General features: G+C 67.9%; 18 protein-coding genes, 1 tRNA gene and 2 pseudogenes. 10 read left to right on the top strand and 11 right to left on the bottom strand.

Annotation, left to right across the window (positions count from 1 at the left end):
• Positions 1–234: pseudogene (locus VF536_RS03185) on the top strand (sulfonate ABC transporter ATP-binding protein); the annotation flags it as partial.
• Positions 235–312: 78 nt separating this feature from the next.
• Here VF536_RS03185 and VF536_RS03180 read toward each other — a convergent pair.
• Together VF536_RS03180 and VF536_RS03175 are read right to left on the bottom strand one after the other, a co-directional pair.
• Positions 313–1,425, bottom strand: coding sequence for an alpha/beta hydrolase (locus tag VF536_RS03180; protein ID WP_331613336.1), 1,113 nt, complete (start codon positions 1,423–1,425; stop codon positions 313–315).
• Positions 1,426–1,510: 85 nt separating this feature from the next.
• A complete protein-coding gene (locus tag VF536_RS03175) occupies positions 1,511–2,122 on the bottom strand; it encodes a TetR/AcrR family transcriptional regulator (RefSeq protein ID WP_331613335.1) in 612 nt (203 codons plus the stop codon).
• Between the two features lie 175 nt (positions 2,123–2,297).
• Here VF536_RS03175 and VF536_RS03170 point away from each other — a divergent pair, with 175 nt between their 5' ends.
• From VF536_RS03170 to VF536_RS03155, 4 genes are all read left to right on the top strand, one after another.
• On the top strand, positions 2,298–3,359 hold the full coding sequence (locus VF536_RS03170) for a hypothetical protein (protein ID WP_331613334.1): 1,062 nt from the start codon (positions 2,298–2,300) through the stop codon (positions 3,357–3,359).
• The gene (locus tag VF536_RS03165) at positions 3,356–3,721 is read left to right on the top strand and encodes a hypothetical protein (RefSeq protein ID WP_331613333.1); all 366 of its coding nucleotides are present in this window, start codon (positions 3,356–3,358) and stop codon (positions 3,719–3,721) included. Before VF536_RS03170 ends, VF536_RS03165 begins: the two co-directional genes overlap by 4 nt.
• Positions 3,722–3,940: 219 nt before the next feature.
• Entirely contained in the window at positions 3,941–4,336 is a 396-nt protein-coding gene (locus VF536_RS03160) for a DUF4160 domain-containing protein (protein ID WP_331613332.1), read from the top strand.
• Complete coding sequence (locus VF536_RS03155) at positions 4,333–4,776, top strand: DUF2442 domain-containing protein (RefSeq protein WP_331613331.1); 444 nt, start codon at positions 4,333–4,335, stop codon at positions 4,774–4,776. Before VF536_RS03160 ends, VF536_RS03155 begins: the two co-directional genes overlap by 4 nt.
• A gap of 16 nt (positions 4,777–4,792) precedes the next feature.
• Here the strand turns inward: VF536_RS03155 and VF536_RS03150 are convergent, their stop codons facing one another.
• Genes VF536_RS03150 through VF536_RS03140 form a run of 3 tightly spaced genes read right to left on the bottom strand, consistent with a single transcriptional unit; the run spans position 4,793 to position 7,838 of the window.
• Positions 4,793–5,743: a lysylphosphatidylglycerol synthase domain-containing protein gene (locus tag VF536_RS03150; RefSeq protein WP_331613330.1), complete on the bottom strand. Its 951-nt coding sequence runs from the start codon at positions 5,741–5,743 to the stop codon at positions 4,793–4,795.
• Complete coding sequence (clsB, locus tag VF536_RS03145) at positions 5,740–7,104, bottom strand: cardiolipin synthase ClsB (RefSeq protein WP_331613329.1); 1,365 nt, start codon at positions 7,102–7,104, stop codon at positions 5,740–5,742. Before clsB ends, VF536_RS03150 begins: the two co-directional genes overlap by 4 nt.
• A complete protein-coding gene (locus VF536_RS03140) occupies positions 7,101–7,838 on the bottom strand; it encodes an endonuclease/exonuclease/phosphatase family protein (RefSeq protein ID WP_331613328.1) in 738 nt (245 codons plus the stop codon). The genes clsB and VF536_RS03140 overlap by 4 nt, the downstream gene beginning before the upstream one ends.
• A 598-nt stretch (positions 7,839–8,436) precedes the next feature.
• On the opposite strand from VF536_RS03140, the gene VF536_RS03135 reads away from it, so the two are divergent.
• Together VF536_RS03135 and VF536_RS03130 are read left to right on the top strand one after the other, a co-directional pair.
• Positions 8,437–11,100, top strand: coding sequence for a TonB-dependent receptor (locus VF536_RS03135; protein ID WP_331613327.1), 2,664 nt, complete (start codon positions 8,437–8,439; stop codon positions 11,098–11,100).
• Between the two features lie 24 nt (positions 11,101–11,124).
• Positions 11,125–12,456, top strand: a complete 1,332-nt coding sequence (locus VF536_RS03130; protein ID WP_331613326.1) for a sugar MFS transporter — start codon at positions 11,125–11,127, stop codon at positions 12,454–12,456.
• Positions 12,457–12,542: 86 nt separating this feature from the next.
• Here the strand turns inward: VF536_RS03130 and VF536_RS03125 are convergent, their stop codons facing one another.
• The 4 genes from VF536_RS03125 to VF536_RS03110 form a co-directional block, all read right to left on the bottom strand.
• Positions 12,543–14,021, bottom strand: a complete 1,479-nt coding sequence (locus VF536_RS03125) for an ATP-binding protein (RefSeq protein ID WP_331613325.1) — start codon at positions 14,019–14,021, stop codon at positions 12,543–12,545.
• Complete coding sequence (locus VF536_RS03120; RefSeq protein WP_297524184.1) at positions 14,018–14,737, bottom strand: response regulator; 720 nt, start codon at positions 14,735–14,737, stop codon at positions 14,018–14,020. Before VF536_RS03120 ends, VF536_RS03125 begins: the two co-directional genes overlap by 4 nt.
• On the bottom strand, positions 14,734–16,023 hold the full coding sequence (locus tag VF536_RS03115) for an ABC transporter substrate-binding protein (RefSeq protein ID WP_331613324.1): 1,290 nt from the start codon (positions 16,021–16,023) through the stop codon (positions 14,734–14,736). Before VF536_RS03115 ends, VF536_RS03120 begins: the two co-directional genes overlap by 4 nt.
• A gap of 140 nt (positions 16,024–16,163) precedes the next feature.
• Positions 16,164–17,060: a LysR family transcriptional regulator gene (locus VF536_RS03110; protein WP_331613323.1), complete on the bottom strand. Its 897-nt coding sequence runs from the start codon at positions 17,058–17,060 to the stop codon at positions 16,164–16,166.
• A 78-nt stretch (positions 17,061–17,138) separates the two neighbouring features.
• Between VF536_RS03110 and msuE the strand changes: the two genes are divergently transcribed.
• The 3 genes from msuE to VF536_RS03095 are packed head-to-tail and all read left to right on the top strand — an operon-like array spanning position 17,139 to position 19,830.
• Entirely contained in the window at positions 17,139–17,720 is a 582-nt protein-coding gene (gene msuE / locus VF536_RS03105) for an FMN reductase (RefSeq protein ID WP_331613322.1), read from the top strand.
• A gap of 45 nt (positions 17,721–17,765) precedes the next feature.
• Positions 17,766–18,761: a DUF1852 domain-containing protein gene (locus VF536_RS03100; RefSeq protein WP_331613321.1), complete on the top strand. Its 996-nt coding sequence runs from the start codon at positions 17,766–17,768 to the stop codon at positions 18,759–18,761.
• 43 nt (positions 18,762–18,804) lie between these two features.
• Entirely contained in the window at positions 18,805–19,830 is a 1,026-nt protein-coding gene (locus tag VF536_RS03095; RefSeq protein ID WP_331613320.1) for a methionine synthase, read from the top strand.
• A gap of 74 nt (positions 19,831–19,904) precedes the next feature.
• Here VF536_RS03095 and VF536_RS03090 read toward each other — a convergent pair.
• Positions 19,905–19,980: transfer RNA gene (locus VF536_RS03090), tRNA-Ala, on the bottom strand.
• 106 nt (positions 19,981–20,086) lie between these two features.
• Positions 20,087–20,874, bottom strand: a pseudogene (locus VF536_RS03085) (hypothetical protein); the annotation flags it as partial.

Here is a 20,874-nt window from a genome sequence, read left to right as displayed (position 1 = left end):
GATGTCGCCGAGGCGGTCGCGCTTGCGGACCGCGTGCTGCTGATCGAGGAGGGCCGGCTGGCGCTCGACCTGCGCGTCGATCTGCCGCGGCCGCGCCGACGCGATGCGGCGTTCGCCGCGCTGGAGCAGCGGCTGCTCGATCGCGTGCTGAGCACGCCGGGTCGTGAGCCTGAGATGGCTCACGAGCCGGCACCACTTTCCGTCGCAGCGCCGATGTTGCGCTGGGCGGTGTAAGAGCGCAGCGCGAGCCGTCGGTGCTTGAGGGGCCGGGGGGCTCTCCACACCGACGGCTTGGCGCGGCCTTGCCTAGCATCACTCCCCGAAGGCCTTGCGCAGCCGTTCACCGGCGAAGGCCTGCGCATTGCGCGCCTTCTCGACGACGGCGGCCATGCCGAAGAACTCGTGGGTGACGCCCTCGTAGTCGCGGCGCTCGACCAGCACGTCGGCCTTCTTCAGCGCCTCTTCCATCTTCGCGCTGTCCGAGCGCAGCGGATCCACCCGCGCGCTGATCAGCGTCACCGACGGCAGTCCCGCGAGCTTCGCGTCGACGAGGTTCAGGCGCCAGTCCTTGAGCTGCGCCTTGTCGACCAGCAGCTTGTCGATGAACCACTCGACCATGGCGCGGTTCAGCGGCTGGGCGGCGGCGTTCTCGAGGTAGGACTCGGTGTTGAGGCTGCTCTGCGTGACCGGGTAGATGGCGAGCACGTGTGCCGGCTTCTGGAGATTGGCGTCGCGCGCGGCGATCGCGGTGGCCAGCGCGAGGTTGCCGCCGGCGCTTTCGCCCGCCAGCGCGACGCGGCTGACGTCGCCCTTGAAACTGGCCGCGTTGGCGATGGTCCATTTGTAGGCCGCCAGTGCGTCGTCCCAGGCGGCGGGGAACTTGTTCTCCGGCGCCTGGCGGTAGTCGACCGAGACCACGACCGCCTGCGCCTGCTTGGCGATGCCGCGCGCGCTGGCGTCGTAGACCTGCTTGTCGGTGATGACCCAGCCGCCGCCGTGGAAGTAGACGACGACGGGGAAGGGGCCTGGGCCCGCGGGCGTGTAGAAGCGCGCCGGGATCATGCCCGCGCCGCCTTGCACGGTGCCGTCGATGCTGGTCACGCCGGGCACGAGCTGGGCGGGATCGGTGCTGCGGCCGTTCTGGCGCAGCAGCGCGTTGACGGCGTCGGCGACGGTGGGGTTCGCGCGCGCGGCGGGCACGTCGATCTTCTCGATCGCCTTGGGCCGCAGGTTCTCATGCGCCTTCAGCACGGCGAGCATGTCGCCGTCGAGCCGGATCCGGCCCATGGTCTTGGCGATGGCGGTCTTGACCTTGCCGGGCTGCTCGTTGCCCGTGCCCTTGCCGGCGTCGTCGGCGGCATGCACGAAGGGCAGGGTGAGCAGCAGCGCGCTCAGCGCGGCGACCTGGAAGCGGAGGTGGGGCATGGCGACGTCCTGGTTGAGCCGATCGGCGCATCCATGGCGGATGCTTTCGAAGGCCTCAGCAAGGCGGGTGCCTGGGTCTCCGGCTTCAGAGCTCCGACCGCAGGCTCTCGAACGACTCCCGCAGCAGCTTGGCCATCGGCTTGCGCGGGCTGGGCAACTCGTTCCACGTCTGCGTCGTCACCCGCATCGCGCCCATGGCGACCATCGCCACCATGCGCAGCGCCGGCCGCCGCTCCGGCTGGCGCCAGACCTCGCACAGCTGGGTGAAGAGCACCAGCTCCTGCTCCGCATAGAACGCCTGCTTGCGCGAGTACAGCGTCGGGCTGGAGCGCATCAGCGTGTCGATGGCCTGCATCTCCTCGGAGGTGTAGCGCGACATGTGCTTCACCATGATGTCGCGCACGGCGTCCAGCGGCGGTACGTCGGGGGACGTCTTGAGCAGGTCGTCGTAGATCGCGCGCCAATGCACGTCCTGCCAGAACAGCAGGATGTCGTCCTTGGACTTGAAATAGGAGAAGAAGGTCCGACGTGAGATGTCCGATTCGGCGGCGATCACGTCCAGCGTCGTGCCCTCGAAACCGTGGGCGAGAAACAGCCGCAACGCGGTCTCGGCGATGCGGTGCCGCGTCTCGCGACGCTTGCGCTCGCGCGCGCCTTCGGTGGCGTCGTCGTCCGCGGTGGGAAGAGGAGGGGGCATGCTGCGCTCTTGTGTTCGTGCACCGGGTGCGCTATAAACTGCACTCGGTGCATTAATTTGTGCATCCAGTTTACTGCAGGCAAGGAACCATGGCGCCCTGGACAGCTTTCGACATTCCCTCGCAGAAAGGCCGCACGGCGGTCGTCACGGGCTTGGGCCTCTTCGGGGTCAACCCTTGAGCGCCGATGTCCGCGAGCCGGTGAGCTCACGTCGCCGGCAGTTGAATGCCCTGTTGCTGGCCTCCGCGCTGCCGATGCCGGCGTTGTTGCGAGCGGAGGACGCCGGCCCCGCAGGCCCGCCTTTCCGCGTGATGGATTTCGACTGGGTCGACGCCGCGCGATCGCGCGCCGTGCCCGCCCGCCTGTACTGGCCGGCGCAGACATCGTCTGCGGAAGGCGTGCCGCTGGTGGTGTTCTCGCACGGCATCGGCGGCTCGCGACAGGGCTACAGCTACCTCGGCAGGCACTGGTCATCGAGGGGCGTCGCCAGCCTGCACGTGCAACACGCGGGGAGCGACGTGGCCGTCTGGCGCGGCAATCCGTTCGGCATCGTGAGCCGGCTGCGTTCGGCCGCCCAGGAGAGCGAGGCGATCGCTCGTGCCGCCGACGTGCGCTTCGCGCTGGACCGGATGCTCTCCGACGAGACCGGTCCGCTGGGACGCGCCGTGGACCGGCGACGCCTCGTCGCCGCCGGACACTCGTACGGCGCGAACACCACGCTGCTCTCGATCGGCGCGCAGGTGGTGCGGCAGGGCAGGGTGGTCACCTGTCAGGACGAGCGCTTCTCCGCGGGCATCGTGATCTCCGCGCCGCCGTTCTATGGCGAGAGCGATCTGGCGGCGGTGCTGGGACACGTGTCGGTGCCCACCGTCCACATCACCGCCACCGAGGACGTGATCGAGATCCCCGGCTATCGCTCGGGCGCGGCGGATCGGCTCCAGGTCTTCGATGCGATCGGAGATCCGCGCAAGCTCCTCGCGGTGTTCCAGGCGGGCTCCCACAGCATCTTCACCGACCGTTCGCTGACGGGCGGCGCGGCGCTGAATCCGAAGGTGAAGCTCGCGACCGCCGAACTCGGACTGGCGTTCCTGGACCTCACGTTCAAGGACGACGGCGCCGCGCTCGCGCAATGGCGCACGACGTGGTTGCCCCTGCTGGCACGAGCGCCCGCCGCGGGCTTCCCGTCACGGCATGCCGCGATGCAGACGGCGACGCACGCGGCGCTGGACGCCGCATGACGATGAACAAGTACCTGGTCTACACCACCTACGGCTGGCTCGCCTTGAGCGGCACCTTGCACTTCGCCATCGACGTCGTGTCGCACGTTCTCCGAGGCAAGCACCCGCCCGGCCCGGAGACGACGCTCTACTACGGCCTGAACACGGCATTCGCGTTGGGGCAGGTCGCGCTCGGACTCCTCGGACTGTTCCTCGCGTGGCGTGCCATGGACATCGTCACCGCGCTGCCGGTGCAAGTCCTGACCCTGGCGGCCGGACTGGGATGGTTGGCCATCACCTTCCTGTTCATGGGCTATTGGGAACCCAAGGTCAACGTGGGGATCTTCTGCGCATTGGCGTTAGCCGCGCTGCTGCTGCGCTGAGATCAGCCGTCAAGCGCGGAAGCGATTTTGAAGCAAGCGTCTTGTTGTGAGTTGTCGACGCATTCCAGGTCTCACGTTCAGTTCTTGATCCAGATCGTCAGTTGTCAACTGATCTCGCGGTTCACTGTGGCTCAGTGGTGGCGCCTCAAAGGCGATTCCGCCGAGCGTTAACCAAACCGTTGGGTTAGTATGAAGGTCTGCAGTCACAAGGGCTTGGCCATGGTCGTCTATACGCGCAACGAACATTGCCCACCCCACGTCCACGTGGGCGAACACGATTGGGATGCCCGCTTCCAGTTCAGCTTCTGGCACAACGGTGTGACCCTCTGGGATGTCGCGCCATCCTTGCGAGCACCGAAGCCGACCCTGTTGGAGGAGTTGCGTCAGAAACTGAAGTCACCGGCGGCGCTGCGGCGAGCAAGGGGACTTTGGTGGCAGGCGCGGGGCAGCGCATGTCTGGAGAACCAGCGCTGGGACACTCAACGTCAGCAGGTACAGACTGTGCGCACGGGACGAAGCGATTCTCATCGCATCGTTGACGCGAAGTACGACGCGGAGACGTACATGACCGTGATTTCTCTGGAGAACCAAGACGTCGTGGAGATCGAGCTATGAGGATCAAGGCGCAGCTTGTCGATGATGTGCCGGTGACGGAGGACGGCATGCGCCGAGCCGTGGCGACTCGGCAGTCCCGCACGCCTCAAGCCGTCTCGGTGCAGTTCCTTCCGTCCCGACAGTCCCTGTTGATCGGTTTCGCGGATCAAAGTGCCATCGCGCTTCCCATCGTGAAGTTCCCGGAGCTTGATGCGCTTGACCCGGCGGAACTTGATCGCCTGGCGATCGGCTTCGGCGGCCAGGCGCTCTGCTTGGAAGAGAAAGACATGCACATCTCCATCCAGGGAATGATCGCTGCGAGTGATTCGCTGATGGGGCTTGCCGCGAGCATGGTCGCTGCGAGCAATGGACGTCGCATCAGTGCGGCCAAGTCCGAAGCGGCGAGGGCGAACGGCCGCAAGGGTGGGAGACCCCGGAAAGTCGGTCCTGGATCGGTCTGACGGCTGATCCCACCTACTACTTCCTCGCCTTCGCCTCCAACACGAAGTAGGCGACGGCCGCGATCGACAGCGGCGCGAGGTAGTACAGCGCCCGGTACGCGATCAGCGCGGCGAGCACCTGACCGTGGCCCAGCGTCGGGCCGAGGAAGGCGACGAACACGCCTTCGAGCACGCCCAGTCCCGCAGGCACATGCGCGATGACGCCAGCCACCGCCGCCACCAGCAGCACGGACAGGGTGTGGCCGTAGTCGACGCCCTGCTGCAGCAGCACCCACAGCACCGCGCCCATGGTCAGCCAGTTGGCCGAGGAGATGACCAACTGCATCAGCGCGAGGCGCAGGCTCGGGACGAAGAAATCGTGTCCCCGGATCCTGAAATCGCGCCGCGGCGAGAACGCGCACAGCGCGAGGTAGGCCGCGACGACGACCCACATCAGCCCGCCCAGCCCGCGTAGCGCGGTGGCGCTGATCTGCCATTCCGGCGGCGGTTCGAGCCAGCCGAAGAGGAACAGGCCGCCCGCCAGGAGCCCGTAGCCGAGCCAGTTCGACGCCATGCTCAGCGCGAGGATCTTCGCCGGGATCGGATGCCTCAGCCCTTCGCGCGCATACAGCCGCAGGCGCATCGCGACGCCGCCGACGAGTGAGCCGAGATTGAGGTTGAACGCGTAGCTGATGAAGGTGATCAGCATCACCCGCCGCATCGGCACCGGGTGATGCGCCCATCGCTTGCCGATCAGGTCGTAGCCGCTGTAGATGAGGTGGCTGAGCGCGCACAGCATCGCGGCCCCGACCAGCACGCCCGGCGGCAACTGCCGCAGCGCATCGCCGACCTCGTCCCAGTCGACCTGTCGCGCCGCCCAGGCGAGCAGCGCCACCACCGCGACCGCGAACACGCCGCTCAGCCATCGACCCCAACGCCAGCGCGCCGGGTGTCGCCCCGCGGCGTCTGGCGTGGGCGTCGCACTCACTCGGCGGTCTCCTTGCTGAGGCATGCCGTGCCGGAAGCGCCGGAAGCGCCGGGAATAGCAGAGACGCCTTGCCACTGCCAGGCCTCGGCCGCCGGCAGCTGCGACGCACTGACGACCACCGGCGTTTGCGCCACCGGCATCACCGGCTGTGCCTGTCGCGGCAGTCGCGCCAGCCAGCGCGGGAAGTGGCGCATCACATGGAACACGAATGCGCCCATGCCCAGGCGCCACCACCAGCGGTGTGCGTTGGTGTGTTCGAGCTTCAGCAGCTTGCACTGGCTCTTCATCAGCGGAAGGAGCTTGTCACGCAAGGCGCGGTTGAACGCGCGGTCCTCGACGATCACGTTGGCCTCGAGGTTGAGCGACAGGCTCAGGGGGTCGAGGTTGCTGGAACCCACCGTCGCCCAGTGGTCGTCGACCAGCGCCACCTTGGCGTGGATCGGTCGCTCGCAGTACTCGTGGATGTGGACGCCGGCCCGCATCAACTGGTCGTAGACCAGCTGCGCCGCCCAGCGGGCCCAGGCGATGTCGGGCTGGCCCTGCAGGATCAGGTGGACCTTCACGCCGCGGCGCGCGGCGCGCTGCATGCTCCGCAGCAGCAGGAAACCGGGGAAGAAATAGGCGTTGGCGATGATCACCTCGTGCTGCGATGCGTGCAGCGCAAGCCGGTACATCCGCTCGATGTCGTCGCGGTGGCGGTGGTTGTCGCGGGTGACGATGACCGCCTTCGCCTCGCCCGCCGTGGACGGATGCTCGTCGCCCGCGGACGGGTTGCTCTTGCGGGGTTCCTGCGCGCGGCTCGGCCACCAACGGCGCTGCGCGGTCGGGCCGGCGGAGGGCGTCTGCGGTGTCGCGGTCGCGAGGATCTCCCCCGTCACGCGCCGCAACTGCGCAACGACGGGCCCCTGCACGCGCACCGCGTAATCCTGCTTGGCCTCGGGGCCGAAATCGAGCAGGTGGTCCGCCGAATAGTTGATGCCGCCGATGAATCCCGTCTCGCCGTCGACGACGACGATCTTGCGATGCAGCCGGCGGAACGGCTTCAAGCGACGCGACAGCTTGGGCGGCGGATCGAAGACATGCAGTCGCACGCCCGCGTCGGTGAGCCCGCTCACGAAGTCCAGCGACAGCTCGGGCGAGCCGAAGCCGTCCACCGTCATGTCCACGCGCACGCCGCGCCTGGCCGCCGCGATGAGCACCTCGCGCAAGGCCAGCCCGACCTTGTCCTCGAAGAGGATGAAGGTCTCGATGAGGATCTCGTGCTTCGCCGCCTCGATCGCGGCGAAGACGGCGGGGAAGAACTCCTCGCCGTTCTCGAGCAGCTCGAGGCGGTTGCCGGCGCGCCAGTCGGGGCGTTTCACAGCCGGATCTCCGCCGCCAGCGGCGCGTGGTCGGACAGGTGGGACCAGGGCCGGCGCGGCAGCACGATCGGATCGTGCACCGACGCGCCGCGCACGTAGATGCGGTCCAGCGCCAGCAGCGGAAAACGCGCGGGGAAGGTGCGCGCCGCGGCGCCGTAGGACTTCACGAAGACCTCCGCGAGGCCGGCGCAGCGGCTTAGCATCCGGTGTGCGCGCTGGCGCCAGTCGTTGAAGTCGCCGGCGACGATGACCGGGTCCTCCGGCGGCAGGCTGTTGATCAGCTGGCACAGGCGCTCGACCTGGCGCTGGCGGTGCGATTCACGCAGGCCCAGGTGGACGCAGATCGCGTGCAGCTCGCGGCCGTCGGCGAGCTGGAGCACGCTGTGCAGCAGGCCGCGACGTTCGGGGCCCTCGACCGAGACGTCGTGGTTGGTGTGCCGCGTGATCGCGAACTTGGACAGCAGCGCGTTGCCGTGGTGGCCCTGCGGATAGACCGCGTTGCGGCCGTACGCGAAGTCGCTCCACAGGCTGTCCGCGAGGAACTCGTAGTGGGGTGTCTGCGGCCAGGTGGGGACGCGGGCCGCGTGCAGTTCATGCTCGCCGAGCACTTCCTGCAGGAAGACGACGTCGGCCGAGACGGCCCGGACCGCCTCCCGCAGCTCGTGCAGGATGAAGCGGCGGTTGAAGAAGCCGAAACCCTTGTGGAGATTGACGGTGAGGACGGTGAATTTCATGGCTTGCCCAGGCAAGCCTTGTTCCCGTCAATGGATCACTGGGTCAGAGGGGCCGAGGGGCGGGCGGTCAGAGGTCGTCGCCCTGCAGGATCATGGGTCCGACGCACAGGACCCCGAAGGTGAGCGCGAACGCGCCCACGAGAATCGCGCCGATCAGTTCAAGCATGGGGTGCTCCTGGTGGCGGTGCCGGTTGGCAGTGCCGGTATGGCAGTGTCGACTTGCGGCGGGCTCCCGGTTCCCCGGGCGCAAGGCCCGGAACGCCGGGTGGGAGCGATCAATACTAGACCTGTCGGACGCCACGCCGCAATCGCGTGGGACGGAGTCCCACCGCTCGTTCGGGGGATTCCGTGCCCGGGTTGCGCAATCCTTCCCGACGTGCTCCGAACGCGGCCGTCGCGGCGTGACGTGCCGTACGCGTCCGGCAAGGGCGTGACGCTTCGCCAATGCGGATGAAAATTCGGGTTGAGGCGTGGAAACCTGACCCCGTCTTGCGCCAACGTAACGTCGGTGCAATGAAGTCCTGCAAAGCGCAACGCGGCGCTCCGGACGAGGCCATCGCCCCTAGATTGCGGGCACTCGTTGCCCAGGAGCATCTACGTGGCCAAGCCTCTCCCCAAGCGTCTTCACAAGTCTCACTTCAAGCCTGAATCCAAGCCTGGATCCAGGTCGGCGCCCCGGCCGCTTCTCCTGCCCCGGCTCATCGGCCTGGCGATCGGCGCCGCGGCCTTCGGTGCCGCCCATGCACAGGAAGCGAAGGCGCAGGAGGCGAACCAGCAGCTCGACACCGTCGAGGTCCGCGGCGTGCGGGCGACGCTGAAGAAGAACCTGGCCGAGAAGCGCGAGGCGCAGAACGTCGTCGACAGCATCAGCGCCGAGGACGTGGGCAAGTTCCCCGACAAGAACGTGGCCGACTCGCTGCAGCGCGTGCCCGGCATCTCGGTGGACCGCATCTGGGGGGAGGGCAAGGCCATCTTCGTGCGCGGCACCGACAAGAACCTCAACATGACGCAGCTCAACGGCCAGGCCGTGGCCTCGTCCGAGTGGTGGCTGAACGAGCCGCAGACGCGCAGCTTCAACTACGACGTGCTGCCGTCCGAGATCGTCGGCAGCCTGGACGTCTACAAGAGCCCGTCGGCCGACCAGGATGAAGGCTCCATCGGCGGCCTCGTCATCGTGAAGACGCGCCGGCCGCTGGCCTTCAAGGACCCGCTGACGGTGCAGGTCGCCGCCGAGGCCCTGTACAGCAAGCTGCCCGACAAGACCGATCCGCAGCTCTCGGGCCTGCTGAACTGGAAGAACGACGACAAGACCTTCGGCGTGCTGCTGGCCATCAGCAGCCAGAAGCGCCACATGCGCCGTGACGGCCTGGAGCAGTTCTCCGACGGCAAGTACGACGTGAAGGACCAGAACGGCGTCGTCACCAACGCCTATGCCTCCTGGGGCGGCGGCTCGGCCATCTTCCGCCAGGAGCGCGAGCGCACGACCACCAACCTCGCGCTGCAGTTCCAGCCCAACCCGGCCACCGATCTCGTGCTGAACCTGATGGATTCGGACATGAAGATGAACAACAACAACCAGAACTACCTCTGGCAGGCCGGCGGCCTGGCGGTGGGCGGCGTCATCAGCGCCGTCGACCCGAAGTTCATCACCGTGGCCGACGGCAGCAAGGCGCTGGTCGGCGGCACCTTCGGGCCCAAGACCGGCGTGTCCTTCGAGCCCATCTATCGCGAGAGCTACATCAAGTCGCGCGTGGCGGACCTCGACGGCACCTATCAGGGCGGCAACTGGCAGCTGCACGGCCAGGTCGGCACGACCAACAGCTCGGGCGGCAGCAAGCATGACCGCCACTTCTGGATGGAAGGCGACACGCGCACGACGATCTCGCTGGGGCCGGACCACTACGGCGTGAAGTACCTCGACATCAATCCGCTGGACCCGAACGCGCTGACGCTCAAGTCCGGCGACGACCGCATCCGCCGCATGGATGCCAAGGAGCACTACGCGCAGGGCGACCTCACCTTCGACATCGACGGCAGCGTCATCAAGGCGGTGAAGGTGGGCGCCAAGTTCCGCGACAACACGCTCAGGAACACCCGTATCCAGGGCACGGCCGGGCCGGGCTCGCCGGGCTGGCAGTCGTTCTCGCTGGCCGACCTGTCCACCGGCCCTTCGCCGCAGTTGAGCCAGGCCGGCGGCACGCCCGACGCGCTGCGGCAGTACGCCTGGTTCGACGACGGTCTCGTCGTCGGCAAGGGCATCCCGATGTTCGACAAGGCGATGGTCTACAAGGACGTGCTCAACGAGAACTACAAGATCCACGAGCGCATCAACGCGGTCTATGCCAAGGCCGACTTCGCGGTGGCCAGGTTCCGCGGCGACTTCGGCCTGCGCGTCGTGCGCACCCAGCAGACCTCGGACGGTTATCTGGGCAATGCCAGCGGCGGCTTCTCGCCCACCAGCGTCGACCACAACTACACCGACGCGCTGCCCAGTCTCAACGTCGTCTACGACCTCAGCAAGGAAGTCGTCCTGCGCGGCGCGGTCTCGCGCGCCATGGCCCGACAGACCTTCGACCTGCTCAGCTCCGGCCTGCGCCGCGACGGCACCGTGCTGTCCAAGGGGTATGCCGGCAATCCGCTGCTCAAGCCCGTGCACGCCAACCAGGCCGAGATCGGCGCCGAGTGGTACTACGCCGATGCCGCGCTGGTCTCGGGCACCTTCTTCATCAAGAAGCTGGACACCTTCACCTACAAGGCGTCCAAGTCCGAGCAGGTGGGCGGCGAGACGCTGACGGTGGAACGCCCCTACAACGCCGACAACGGCGCCGACATCAAGGGCTTCGAGCTGCAGTGGCAGCAGCCCTTCGGCAACACCGGCTTCGGCACCGTCGTGAACTACACCTTCACCGACGCGAAGGCCGGCGCCGTGGCGGGCCAGCCGCGCCTGAAGGTGCTGGGCAACTCGCGCGACCAGTTCAACTTCAGCGGCTACTACGAGCGGGGACCGATCACGCTGCGCATCTCCTACAACTACCGCTCCAAGAGCTACGGCAACGTGGAGATGGGCGGCCAGGTCGTCAACGCCGCCTACGGCCAGTGGGACGCGTCGGCCAGCTGGGACGTGACACGCCACATCGCGCTCTACGCCAGCGCGGTCAACATCAACAACGAGGTCATCAAGTCCAACACCGTCGACGGCATCCCCATCGGCATGTACGAGAACGGCGCACGCTACAGCGTCGGCGTCCGGGCCAAGTTCTAAGGGTCGACCTCATCCATGTCCTCCATGCACACCAAGACCCTCTCCCCCCCGGCAGCGCAGGGCGTGCTGCTGCCCATGCTCTTCATCGGGCTGATGTTCTTCATCCTCGGCTTCGTCACCTGGCTCAACGGCTCGCTGATCCCCTTCCTCAAGATCGTCTGCGAGCTCAACAACTTCCAGGCCCTGTGGGTGGCCTTCGCCTTCTACATCGCCTACACGGTGATGGCGCTGCCGTCGGCGGCGCTGCTGGCGCGCATCGGCTACAAGAAGGGCATGACGGCCGCGCTGGGCGTCATGGCCGTCGGCGCGCTGGCCTTCATCCCGGCCGCGCGCTCGGGCCAGTACGCGATCTTCCTGGCCGCGCTGTTCACGCTGGCCAGCGGCATGACGCTGATGCAGACCGCGATCAATCCCTACATCGTCTGCATCGGCGCGCGCGAGAGCGCGGCCATGCGCATCTCGATCATGGGCCTGTTCAACAAGGGCGCCGGCATCGTCGTGCCGCTGGTGTTCTCGGCGCTGATCCTGTCGGGCATGGAACGTTTCTCCGAGCCGGCCCTCGCGGCGCTGGACGCCGCCGGCCGCGAGGCGCTGCGCAACGAGCTGTCGCAGCGCCTGGTCCTGCCCTACACGGTGATGGCCGCGGGTCTGCTGGTCTTCATGGCCCTGATCCACTTCTCGTCGCTGCGCGAGCCCGATCTGGACGAGGAAGAGGCGCCGTCGGGGGCGCGTTCGGACGGGGTGAAGCCCTGGGGCGTCTTCCAGCATCCGCAGGTCGTGCTCGGCGCCATCGCGCTGTTCGGCTACGTCGGCGTGGAGGTGATCGCGGGCGACACCATCGGGCTCTATGGCCGTGAACTCGGTGTGGCGCACTACGGGGTGCTGACCTCGTACACCATGGGCTTCATGGTGCTGGGTTATCTGCTGGGCGTGGCGCTGATCCCGAAGTGGATGTCGCAGCGCACCGCGCTCATCCTCTCCGGAGCGGGCGGCATTACCTTCGTGCTCGGCGTCGCGCTGTCGTCGCCGACGGCCTCCGGCATCTCGCAGGCGCTGCTGGGTTGGGCGGGCGTGCCGGCGGTGCCCGACACGGTGTTCTTCCTGGCGCTGCTGGGCCTGTCCAACGCCCTGGTGTGGCCGGCCATCTGGCCGCTGGCGCTGGAGGGCCTGGGCCGGTACACGGCGGCCGGCTCGGCCCTGCTCATCATGGGCATCGCCGGCGGTGCGCTGATCCCCATGCTCTACGGGCATCTGGCCGATGTGACCAGCCCGCAGCTCGGCTACTGGGTCATGCTGCCCTGGTACGGACTCATCCTGCTCTACGCCCTGTTCGGAAGCCGTCTCCGACGTTGGTGAAGACTGTGCCCTTCTTACTCCCTCTCCCGCTTGCGGGAGAGGGCAGGGGTGAGGGCCAGCGGCCGCGGCAGTACGGCGGTGAGGGCTCAGCCCGCAGGAAGGGCGAGGCGAACTTCAAATCCGCCCGACGGGTGATTGCGGAAGCGCACCGTGCCGCCATGGTCGGCCACGATCTCGCGCACGATGGACAGGCCCAGCCCCAGACCCTCCTGGCGAAGGCTGGCGCCATGCTCCAGCCGCGTGTAGGGCTGGCCCAGGCGGGCGAGGGCGCTGTCGGGCACGCCGGGCCCGCGGTCGCGTACCGTGACGAGCACGAGGCCCTCTTCGTCGCTGCCCACGCTCACTTCCACCGCCTGCGCGGCGTCGCCGTAGAACATGGCGTTGTCCAGCAGATTGCCGAGGGCGCGCTTGAGCGCCAGCGGCTTGCCGAACACGGTCAGCGGCTCGTTCTGCAACTCGATCGTGTGCCCGCCCATGCGCGCGTCCCGCACCATCTTCTGCAGCACCAGATCGATGCGCAGCGGCGCGCGGTTCTCGTGGATGTCGGTGTCCTTCACGATCTGCAGGGCGGTCTTCACCATCATGTCCAGCTCGTCGAGGTCCTCATGGAACTCGTCCTGCACGGCGGTGTCGTCCAGCAGCTCGCTGCGCAGCCGCAGGCGCGTGATCGGCGTGCGCAGGTCATGCGAGATGGACGCGAACAGGCGCTCGCGATCGCCGATGTAGCGGCGGATGCGCTCCTGCATGTCGTTGAAGGCCTCGATGGCCTGGCGCACCTCCTGCGTGCCGCTGACGGGCAGCGGCTTGGGCGCCACGCGCCGGCCCACGCGCGCGGCGGCCTGGCTCAGGCCCGCCAGCGGCCGCGTGATCGCGCGCACGGCGATCAGCGTCAGCAGCACCGCCAGGCCCAGCGCGAGCAGCTGCGGGGTCAGGCGTTGCCAGGTGAAGAACTCCAGCTGTTCGAGGTAGTAGGGGTCAGGCAGGGTGGTGCTGAGATAGAGCCACGTCCCGGGTTCGGTCTCGGCCTGGATGACGAGGAAGGGCGCCGGCCGCTCGGCGGCGATCAGCGAGGGCTCCACCCAGCTCTCCGGCAGATCGCTGAGCAGCGCGCCGCTGGGCGACACCGCCAGGCCGACCGGCGAGGCCAGCACGACGCGGACCGGCGTGCCCGGAGGCAACTGGGCCGCCAGTTCCTGGGTGACGCGCTGCTCCAGCATGCGCGCCATGGGCTGGCCAGGCAGCGGCGTCACCGTGACCGCGGCGTTGTTGAAGAACACCTGGAAGCGCGTGCCGCCCATGGTGCGCAGCTGCTCGATGAGCAGCGGGCGGTAGGCGGCGGGCAGTTCGCGCAGGGCCCGCACCGCGCCCATGGCGCCGCTGGTCACATGATGGGCGGCCAGTTCGGTCTGGCGCCGCACGCGCTGCTCGATCTGGCTGTACCAGACGAGGTTGACGGTGAGCTGCACCAGCGCCAGGCCGCCCAGCATGGCCAACACGAAACGGCCCTGCAGGCTGTCGAACAGGAAGCTGCGGGCGCGCTGCCAGGAGGGATCAGGAGGGCTCAAGGCGCATGCCGCGGCGTCACGGTCGTCGAGAACACATACCCCGAGCCGCGCACGGTCTTGATCAGCGCGGGCTGCTTGCCGTCGTCCTGCAGGCGCTGGCGCAGGCGGCTGACCTGCACGTCCAGCGAGCGGTCCAGCGGCCCCAGGTCGCGCCCGCGCGTGACCTCGGCCAGGCGGCTGCGGTCCAGCACCTCGCCGGGGTGTTCGACGAGCAGCTTGAGCAGCTGGAAGTCCATGCCCGACAGCGCCGTGGCCGTGCCGTCGGGGTCGACCAGGCTGCGCTCCAGCAGGTCCAGCGTGAAGCCGTTGAAGGCGTAGTAGCGCGGCTCCTTGGCCTTCTCCTGGCCGGTGCGGCGCGTGATGGCCTTGATGCGCGCGAGCAGCTCGCGCGGGTTGAAGGGCTTGCCGAGGTAGTCGTCGGCGCCCAGCTCCAGACCGACGATGCGGTCGGTCTCGTCGGCGCTGGCCGTCAGCATGATGACCGCCACCTCGGAGCGGCGGCGCACCGACTGGCACAGCGTGAAGCCCTCGGTGTCGGGCAGCATCACGTCGAGGATGCACAGGCTGATCTCGTCGCGGTGGCGCTCGAACTCCGCCATGAAGCTGGCGCCGTCGTGGGCCAGCAGCACCTCGTACTGGTTCTTCTCGAGGTAGGTCTTGAGCAGGCTGCGGATCTTCTGGTCGTCGTCGACGATCAGGATTTTTCTCGGGGTCATGGGACGGCTTTCCTGGGGCTCAGCGCGCGCAGCAGGCCCTGCAGCTTGCGCTGGGCGGCGGCGGGCGACTGGCTCGGGTCCAGCGCGAAGCGGTGGACGGTTTCGATGATGGCGTTCTTGCCGATCTCGCCGAAGGCCATGCGGTGCACCAGGCTGGGCACGCGCGGCGTGGCGGGGTTGGCGAAGAGGTGGAAGGAGGCCTGCGCGCAGGGGTCGAGTTCGTCCACCGGCACGTCGCGGCGCACGGGGATGGACCCCTTGATGCGGTTGTAGCCCAGCTGCAGCGTGGCGCTGCCGAGCAGCTCGGCCATCTTCTCCTGGTCGGCCTGGCTGCCGCCGTTGCCGGCCAGCATGGCCAGGGTGTCGATGCTGTAGAGATGGGCCTGGGCGGTACCCGGCACGGCCTTGCAGCTGAAGTCGCGCTCGCCTTCCAGTCCCATCGCGCCGAGCTCGCCGCGGGCCCAGTCGCCCATGATCATCATGGCGCCGCGCTCGTTGGCGAAGTCGGCGACGACCTCGGTCCAGGGCCGCTCGCCGGGCGCCGCGCCGCTGGCGGGCAGGGCGAGGTTGCGCCAGTTGCGCAGGCGTCGGAGCGCGCGCTCCAGCGCCGGATCGTCGAAGGCGCTGAGATCGCGCTGCTCCAGCATGCGGCGGTACAGCGCCGGACCAGCTTCGCTGAGCAGCAGGGCCTCGAAGACGGTGGCCACCTGCCAGGGTTCGTCGCTGAAGACCACCGGCGTGACGCCGGCGGCGCGCAGCTTGGCGGCGGCGCGCTCCAGGCCGTCCCAGTCGTCGGGCGGCGCGATGCCGTGGCGCTTCAGCAGCGCCTTGTTGAGGTAGAGGTTGTTGATGCGCTGGATGCCCAGCGGCGCCGCGACGATGTGGCCGCGCACCGTGACCTGGGCCATGACCTGCGGGAACATGACCGTGGACCAGTTGCGCCTGGCCGCGACGCCGTCGAGCTCCAGCAGCAGGCCCATGTCGGCCCACTCGTTCATGGACGCGCCGTTGAGCTGGGCCACCTGCGGCGCCATGCGGCGCAGGATGCGCTCGTTCAGCACCTTGATGGCGGGGCCGCCGCCACCGCCGGCGACCGCGCCGTCGACCCATTTCAGGCCGTTCTCGGCCATGCGCGCGGCGACATGGTTGGCCGCGGCGCGCTCGCTGGCGGACGTCCACCAGTGCAACACGTTCAGCTCACCGGCGCCCTCCGGCGCAGGGGCGGCCGCGACCGGCCCGGCCGCCATGACCGAGCAACTCCAGGGCAACACCGTCAACGCCACCATGCGCCGCATCTTGCAGCTGGCCCGTCGGCGCCAACCTTGCGTTTCGTACGACTGCTGTAATGTTGTGTGACTCAAGGACGCCGCCGGCAGGAGGGAGGCGTGGATTGTCTTGATCGGTGCGCCGGATGGCGATTGGGGCTTTACCGCGACCCGGCGTCCTGTCGACGGGCCATGTCGATGAAGGCCCGCAGGTAGTCGATGGCGGTTTCCGCCTCGCGCGCGCCCAGGAAGATCTGCTTGGCGATGCCACGCGGGCCCAGTCGCACGGGCACCACGTCCATCCTGGCCGCGTATTCGTCGACCAGCCAGCGCGGCAGGGCGGCGACGCCGCGGCCGCTGGCGACCATCTGCAACATGATGTCCGTGGTCTCGATGGCCTTGTGGCGCCTGGGCGTGACGCCGGCCGGCAGCAGGAACTGGTTGTAGATGTCCAGGCGCTCGATGTCCACGGGGTAGCTGATGAGCACCTCGGGGATCAACTGCTGGGGCTTCACATAGGCCGCCGACGCCAGCGCATGACTCTTGGCCACGACCAGCACCTGCTCGTAGTCGAACACCGGCACGAAGCTCAGACCCGGCTTGAACAGGGGGTCCGGTGTGACCAGCAGGTCGATCTCGTAGCCGAAGAGCGCGCCTATCCCGCCGAACTGGAACTTCTGCTTCACGTCCACATCCACGTCGGGCCAGGCGGTGAGATATGGCGACACCACCTTGAGCAGCCACTGGTAGCAGGGGTGGCACTCCATCCCGATGCGCAGCGCGCCGCGCTCGCCCTGCGCGAACTGGCCCAGGCGCTCCTCGGCCAGATCCAGCTGCGGCAGCACCCGGTTCGCCACGGCCAGCAGGTACTGGCCGGCCTGCGTCAGCCGCAGGCTGCGGCCTTCGCGCAGCCAGATGTCGGTGCCCAGCTGCTGCTCCAGCTTCTTCATGCTGTGGCTCAGGGCCGACTGGGTCAGATGCAGCACGCCGGCGGCGGCCGTCAACGACCCCTGCTTCTCGACCTGCTGAACGATGCTGAGGTGGATACGTTCAAGCATTCGGATGAGCCATTTTCATGGGTTGGTGAGAATTGACCATTTTACGTCATGAGCTCCCCTGGCTAGCATCCGCTCCCTATGACCCGTCCTCTCCGCCTCGTCGCCGTTTCCGGCGGGATGCAACGTCCCTCCAAATCCGCTGCCCTGGCCGCGCACCTGCTGGATCTGATCGCCGAGGCGGTCCCCTGCGAACAGCACCTGATCGAGCTGGGCCCGCTGGCCCCGCAGTTCGCCGGCTCGGTGTGGCGTTCCCAAGTGCCCGACGTCGTGGAGCGGGCGCTGCTCGCGGTCGAGCAGGCCGACGTCCTGGTGGTCGCGACGCCGGTCTTCCGCGGCGCCTACACGGGCCTGTTCAAGCACTTCTTCGACTTCATCGATCAGGACGCCTTGATCGACACGCCGGTCCTGCTGGCCGCCACCGGCGGCAGCGAGCGTCATGCCCTGGTGATCGACCACCAGCTGCGGCCGCTGTTCAGCTTCTTCCAGACGCGCACCTTGCCGCTGGGCGTGTACGCGACCGACACGGACTTCGTCGACTACCGCCTGCGCGACGAGGCCCTGCTGAAGCGGGCCGCCCTGGCGGTCCAGCGGGCGTTGCCGTTGATCGATCTGGCGCGCCGCGCCGCGCTCCCTCAGGCCGAGGAAAGGGTTGCGGCCTGACGCTGCGATCGACGCCTCTCCCAGACATCAGCCCATCCCATTGCCATGAACGAAGCCATCACCTTCAGCCTCAAGAGCATCCGCTTCGATGAGGACTACCAGCCGTCGGACGGCACGCGCATCACGACCAACTTCGCCAATCTGGCCCGCGGGGAGAGTCGGCGGCAGAACCTGCGCAACACGCTGCGGATGATCGACAACCGCTTCAACGACCTGGCGCACTGGGACAACCCGACCGGTGATCGCTACACGGTCGAGCTCGAGATCATCTCCGTCGAGATGGCCGTCGACACCGAGCGCGGTGATGCGGCCTTTCCGTTGATCGAGATCCTCCAGCCCGGCATCCTCGACAGGAAGACCGGTCAGCGCATCGCCGGCATCGTGGGGAACAACTTCTCCTCCTATGTGCGCGACTACGACTTCAGCGTCCTGCTCCCGGCGTACAACCTCAACCGCCCGGAATTCGGAACGCCGGAAGGCTTCGGCGACCTGCACGGCAAGCTGTTCAGGCAGTTCGCGGATTCCAGTGCCTACAAGGCGCGCTTCAACAAGCGGCCGGTCATCTGCATCAGCGCCTCGACCAGCAAGACCTATCGGCGGACCGGGAACGTCCATCCCGTGCTGGGCGTCGAATACCAGCAGAGCGAGCGGTCGTCGACCGACCAGTACTTCGCGAAGATGGGGATGCAGGTGCGCTTCTTCATGCCCCCGAATGGCGTCGCGCCCTTGGCGTTCTACTTCTTCGGCGACCTGCTGGGCGACTACTCGAGCCTGGAGTTGATCGGCACCATCAGCACGATGGAGACCTTCCAGAAGATCTACCGCCCCGAGATCTACAACGCCAATTCCGCGGCGGGGCACTTCTACCAACCGAGCCTGAAGCACCAGGACTACTCGTTGACGCAGATCGTCTACGACCGCGAAGAGCGCAGCCAGCTCGCGGTCAAGCAGGGGAAGTTCGCGGAGGAGCAGTTCATCAAGCCCTACCGGCACGTGCTCGACCAGTGGGCGGCCCATGTCGAGCGCCAACCCGCCGAATGAGCAGCCCTCGCCGCATCCGTCTTTGTCTGAAAGGAACTCCCTGATGTTTGAAACCTCCATCGCCGGCAGCCTGCCGAAGCCCGCGTGGCTCGCTGAAACCAACAAGCTCTGGCCGCAATGGCGGGCTGAAGGCGATGCGCTGCGCCAGGCCAAGGCCGATGCGACCCTGCTGTGGATCAAGGCCCAGGAAGACGCGGGCCTGGACATCGTGTGCGACGGCGAGCAGTCGCGACAGCACTTCGTGCATGGCTTCCTCGAGCAGGTCGACGGCATCGACTTCGAGAACAAGGTGAAGATGGGCATCCGCGACAACCGCTACGACGCGATGGTGCCGCAGGTGGTGGCCGCCTTGCGCCTGAAGGGCCGCGTGCACGCCTTCGAGGCGCAGCTGGCGCGTGCGCACACGAAGAAGAAGCTGAAGTTCACCTTGCCCGGTCCGATGACTATCGTCGACACCGTGGCGGACCGCTTCTACGGCGACAAGGTGAAGCTCGCGTTCGCGTTTGCCGAGTTGCTCAACCAGGAAGCCCTGGCCCTTCAGGCGGACGGCGTGGACATCATCCAGTTCGACGAGCCCGCCTTCAATGTCTACATGAAGGACGCCGCCGACTGGGGCGTGCAGGCGCTGGAGCGCGCGGCGCAGGGCCTCACCTGCACGACGGCCGTGCACATCTGCTACGGCTACGGTATCAAGGCCAACACCGACTGGAAGAGCACCCTGGGCGATGAATGGCGCCAGTACGAGGCGGTGTTCCCCGCGCTCGCACGCAGCCGCATCGACCAGGTGAGCCTGGAATGCATCCACTCCCATGTGCCGCCCGACCTGATGAAGCTGCTGGCCGGCAAGGACGTGATGGTCGGCGTGATCGATGTGGCCAGCGACGTCGTCGAGACCCCGGAGGAGGTGGCCGACACCATCGGTCGGGCGCTGCAGTTCGTGCCGAAGGAGCGCCTGTTCCCTTGCACGAACTGCGGTCTGGCGCCGATGGGGCGGGACGTGGCGTGGCGGAAGTTGCAGGCGCTGGCCGAAGGCACGAAGCTGGCCAAGGAGCGGCTCACCAAGGCTTGATGCCCACCCGGGCTTCGCCCTCACGCCAAAGAGAAAGGGGTCGCGCCTTTCGGTGCGACCCCTTCCGGATCTGTTGGTGGAGAGGAGGAGGATCGAACTCCCGACCTTCGCATTGCGAACGCGACGCTCTCCCAGCTGAGCTACCCCCCCAACGAAGACATCGACTATAGCAGAGATTTCACGAAGGCTGCCGGGTCGACGGGAACCGGAACGGAGTTCGCACAAGCCGCCGGGGAGTCGTCGCAGCGCCTCCGGTTCACCAGCGGCAACCCTTGTCGCGCGCGGCATCGCGTACCAACGGCACCACCGCCAGCAGGCCCTTGTCCGCGTAGGCCTTGCGGCACTCCTGCTGGCCGGCCTCGCGCATCTTCTCGGCCAGGGCGTCCTTGTCCTCCGGCGGCTTGGGCATCGCGGAGATCACGCCTGAAGGCGTGCCCCGCGGCCGCATCGGACCGCGTGCGGCGTTCATGTCAAGGTTCAGCTTGGGCGCGTTCGGTGGCGTCGAGGCCGGCGTCGCCACGTCGTGTCCCGTGCGTGCGCCGGCGTCAGGGGCGCCGACGCTGGGTTGTGTCGTCGTCGGCGTCGTCGAGCCGTCCAGCGAGATCCGGTTGGCCGGCGTCGGCGTGGGGGACGGCGTGGTTGACACGCGCGGCTGTGCTGCTGGCGCGGGACTGGGCGTCGGAGCAGGCGCAGGCGTTGGCGTTGGCGCGGGGGCAGGTGGTGCCACCGGCGGCGCGGGTGCCGGGGTCGGCGCGGGTTGAGGCGCGGCGGCGGGTGCCGCGGTCAACGGCGGAAGCTCCGCGGGCGCCTTGAGTTCCGTCGGTGCGGGCGGCGTGGGTGTCCGTTCGATCGGCGCGCGGTCGATGCGTCTCACCGTCGTGGGCGTCTCGCTGAGGATGGGAGCCGGGCGTTCAGGCAGTTGCAGCGTCGGCGAAGGCGCCTGCAACGCGTCCGTCGGCGCGGCGGGACGTGTGGGTGTCGTCTCGCGCGTGGCCGGGGCGATGCGCGTTGGCGCCGCCACGGTCGCTTCGCCAGGCGTGGTCA

The sequence above is a fragment of the Roseateles sp. genome (genome assembly GCF_036486225.1).
Taxonomy (GTDB): domain Bacteria; phylum Pseudomonadota; class Gammaproteobacteria; order Burkholderiales; family Burkholderiaceae_C; genus Roseateles.
This window is presented reverse-complemented; position numbering and strand designations above follow the sequence as displayed.